Origin of the sequence: Streptomyces triticirhizae (assembly GCF_003696235.1) — a bacterium.
Classification (GTDB): domain Bacteria; phylum Actinomycetota; class Actinomycetes; order Streptomycetales; family Streptomycetaceae; genus Streptomyces; species Streptomyces triticirhizae.
In genome coordinates, this window is record NZ_RFFJ01000328.1 from 1 (window position 1) to 3,648 (window position 3,648).

At 75.7% G+C, this 3,648-nt stretch carries 4 protein-coding genes; all 4 read left to right on the forward strand.

Annotation, left to right across the window (positions count from 1 at the left end):
- Window positions 1-272: 272 nt before the first annotated feature.
- Entirely contained in the window at window positions 273-1,013 is a 741-nt protein-coding gene (locus tag EBN88_RS29110) for a YcnI family copper-binding membrane protein (protein ID WP_122399995.1), read from the forward strand.
- Between the two features lie 98 nt (window positions 1,014-1,111).
- Window positions 1,112-1,777, forward strand: a complete 666-nt coding sequence (locus tag EBN88_RS29115) for an SCO family protein (protein WP_122399994.1) — start codon at window positions 1,112-1,114, stop codon at window positions 1,775-1,777.
- Window positions 1,774-2,319 (forward strand): copper chaperone PCu(A)C, encoded by a 546-nt coding sequence (locus EBN88_RS29120; protein ID WP_233581101.1) that lies wholly within the window; start codon window positions 1,774-1,776, stop codon window positions 2,317-2,319. The genes EBN88_RS29115 and EBN88_RS29120 overlap by 4 nt, the downstream gene beginning before the upstream one ends.
- On the forward strand, window positions 2,316-3,648 hold a 1,333-nt coding region (locus EBN88_RS29125; protein WP_199742532.1), incomplete at its 3' end, for a copper resistance CopC/CopD family protein. The genes EBN88_RS29120 and EBN88_RS29125, both read left to right, overlap by 4 nt.

Consider the following 3,648-nt stretch of genomic DNA (forward strand, 5'->3'; position numbering starts at 1 on the left):
CGCCGGGCCGGCCCCGCACCCGGCGCCACCCCACGCCGGCGACCTCGGGCACCGTGCTGCCGAACGCCGTCGTCCGGCGCGGGCCGCCGGCCGTCGGCGGCGCCGCCGCCCGTTCGTTCACCCTCGCGGCCTGACCGCGCTCCACCCCGAAGGGGGGCGGGCGCGGCAACGGTCGCGTTCCCCACCCCCCTTGTCTCCCGGGCCCTTCGAGGCCCGTGCGGAGCGTGCGCCGGAGCGCGCGCCCGCGCCCGAACCGTGGAGTGACGATCATCATGACCAGTCTCCGAAAGGGAGCCTCGGCCGCCGTCGTGGCCGCCGGCTCGCTCGCCCTGCTCGCCCTCGCCGCGCCGGCCCAGGCGCATGTCACCATCGACCCGGCCGAGGCCGAGGCCGGCGGCTACCAGGTGCTCAACGTCAAGGTCCCCAACGAGCGGGACGACGCCTCGACCGTCGAGCTGGAGGTGCACCTGGACCTGGAGCACCCGCTGACCTCCGTGATGCCGCAGCCGGTCCCCGGCTGGGACGTCGAGGTGGAGACGGCCGAGTTGGAGGAGCCCGTCGAGGTGCACGGCAACGAGATCACCGAGGTGCCCAGCGTGATCACCTGGACCGGCGGGGAGATCACGCCCGGCACGTTCCAGCAGTTCCCGCTCTCCGTCGGGCCGCTGCCCGAGGGCGTGGACCAGTTGGTCTTCAAGGCGATCCAGACCTATGACAGCGGCGAGGTCGTCCGGTGGATCGAGGAGCCGACGGAGGGCGGCGAGGAGCCCGAGGACCCGGCGGCCGTGCTGCGGTTGACGCCGGCGAGCGACGAGGACGGCCATGGCGCGGCCGAGCCGGCCGACGAGGTGGCGGAGTCGGGGACCGACGACGCGCCGGGCGAGGAGGCCGCCGCGTCGAGCGGTGACGGGGGCGGCTCCGACACCACGGCGCGGATGCTCGCCGGCGTCGGCATCGCGGTGGGCGTGGCCGGCGTCGCCGTCGGCGTGCTGGGCAGCCGCCGCCGCGCCTGACCGTTCCCGTGGGGCGGGCGACCCCCGCCCCACGGGCCCGGCCCGCCACGCGGTCCCCGTTCATCCGAAGCTCACCCACGCACGGAAACACAGCACACATGCGCACACGCACCCTGATCCGCACCGGCCTGGTCGGAACCGCCCTCACGCTCGCCCTCGTCGGCTGCGGCGGCGACGGCGGCTCGGCCGAGGGCGAGGAGTCCCCGGCCGCCGAGGTCTCCGGCGCCCACGCCGAGGACGAGGGCACCGTTCTGGACACGCCCTTCGAGAAGCCCGAGCTGGTCCTCACCGACACCGAGGGGCAGCCCTACGACCTCGTCGAGGAGACGGCCGGCCACGCCACCCTGCTCTACTTCGGCTACACCAACTGCCCCGACATCTGCCCGTTGACCATGGGCAACATCGCGGTGGCCGCCAGCGAGCTGACCCCGGAGCAGCGCGCCGAGCTGCGGGTCGTCTTCGTCACCTCCGACCCGGAGCGGGACACCCCCGAGTCGCTCGGGCCCTGGCTGGACTCGCTCGACCCCGACTTCGTCGGCCTGACCGGGGACTTCGACACGATCCAGGCGGCGGCGCGGTCGGTCGGCGTCGCCCTCGAACCGTCCTACGAGGAGGAGGACGGCTCCGTCGTCTCCACCCACGGCACCCAGGTGGTGGCCTTCTCGCCCCACGACGACCTCGGGCACGTCCTGTACACCGAGGGCGTCACCGTCGAGACCTTCGAACGCGACCTGCCCCGGCTGATCGAGGGGGAGCTGCCGTGACGCGGCCCCGGCTCCGTTCGCCGCTGCCGCTGGCGCTGGCGCTGGCCCTGGCCGGTGCGCTGGTGGCCGGCTGCGGCGGCGGGGGCGCGGACGGTCCGGAGCTGAGCGTCAGCGACGCCTATCTTCCGGAGCCGGTCAACCCCGAGGTCGCCGGCGGCTTCCTCACCCTGCGCAACGAGGGCGACGCCGACGACACCCTGGTCTCCGTCACCAGCGAGCTGACCGACACCGTGGAGATCCACGAGACGGTGGACAACGCGATGCGGCGGGTCGACGGGTTGACCGTGCCCGCCGGCGGGACGCTCCGGCTGGAGCGCGGGGGCAGCCATCTGATGTTCCTCGACCCGGCCGAGCCGCCCGTCGAGGGCGACACCGTCGTCGTCGAGCTGCGGTTCGAGACCTCGGAGCCGCTGCGCGTCGAGTTGCCGGTCACCTCGGCGACATACGCCGGCGGGGACGGGTCCGCGGAGGGCACGGAACACACCGAGCACACCGATCAGTCCGAGCACACCGGTCACTCCGGGGAGGAACACTCGCCATGATCGCCGCCGTCTCCCGCCCCCTGGGCGCGTTCCTGTTGGCCGTCGGGACCCTGGCGGCGCTGCTGCTGGGGGCCACCCCGGCCGCCGCCCACGCCACGCTGACCGGCAGCAGCCCGGGGGACGGCGAGGTGGTGGCGTCCGCCCCCGCCGAGGTGGTGCTCACCTTCTCCGAGCCGGTCTCGGTCGCCGACGACGGGCTGCGCGTGCTGGACCCGGACGGCGAACGCGTCGACGCCGGCGAGGTGGCGCACCGGGCGGGCGGCGCCGAGCAGGCCGTCGCCCTCGCGTCCGACCTGGGCGAGGGCACCCACACCGTGGCCTGGCAGGCGGTCTCCAACGACGGGCACCCGATCGCCGGCGCGTTCACCTTCTCCGTGGGGGCGCCGTCCGAGACCAGCGTCGCCGTCTCCGGCGAGGCGCCGGACGAGGGCGCGGTCGGGCTGGTCTACGACGCGCTGCGGTACGCCGCCTACGTGGGCTTCCTGCTGCTGGTCGGCCCGGCCGTCTTCGCGCTGCTGTGCTGGCCGGCGGCGGCCGGCCGGCGCGCGGTGCAGCGCGTCACGGTCGCCGGCTGGCTCACGCTCGCGGTGGCGACGGCGGCGCTGCTGCTGGTGCGCGTCCCGTACACGACGACGGGGCGGCTGGCGGACGCGTTCGACCTGGACGGGCTCGGCGACGTCGTCGACTCGCGGGCCGGCACCGCGCTGCTGACCCGGCTGGTGTTGCTGTCGGCGGCCGCGCTGCCGGTGGCGCTGCTGCACGGGCGGTACGCGCGGGCGGTCGCTGGCGGGGACGGGACGGTGGCGCGTGACCTGCGCTTCGGCCTGGGCGTGGGGGGCGGCGCGCTGGTCGTCGGCCTCGCGGCGACCTGGGCGATGGCCGAGCACGCGGCGACCGGCCGGCAGAGCGGGGTGGCCGTGCCGGTGGACATCGTTCATCTGCTGGCGATGGCCTGCTGGTTGGGCGGGCTGACGACGCTGGTCGTGCTGCTGCGCGCGGACGGCGGGCGGCCGCCTTCGGCGGCGGCGGTGCGCCGGTTCTCCGCGCTGGCGCTGACCAGCGTGGCGACGTTGGCGGCGACCGGTCTCTACCAGAGCTGGCGGCAGGTCGGGACGTTCTCGGCGTTGACGGGAACGGACTACGGGCGGCTGCTGATCGCCAAGGTCGCGGTGGTGGCGCTGCTGCTCTCCGTGGCGTGGGCCTCCCGGCGCCGGACGAACGCGCTGCCCGGCGACGCCGGGGCCGTGCCGGGCCCGAGGGAGGCGGACGGCGACGGGGAGGCGGAACGTCCCGAGGCGCGGGCGGCGGCCGCCGTCGCCGAGGGCGCGG

What these genes read in the sequence shown, in the direction of transcription:
- EBN88_RS29110 (WP_122399995.1), top strand. Translation starts at nt 273, where the DNA reads ATGACCAGTCTCCGAAAGGGAGCCTCGGCCGCCGTCGTGGCCGCCGGC.
- EBN88_RS29115 (WP_122399994.1), top strand. Translation starts at nt 1,112, where the DNA reads ATGCGCACACGCACCCTGATCCGCACCGGCCTGGTCGGAACCGCCCTC.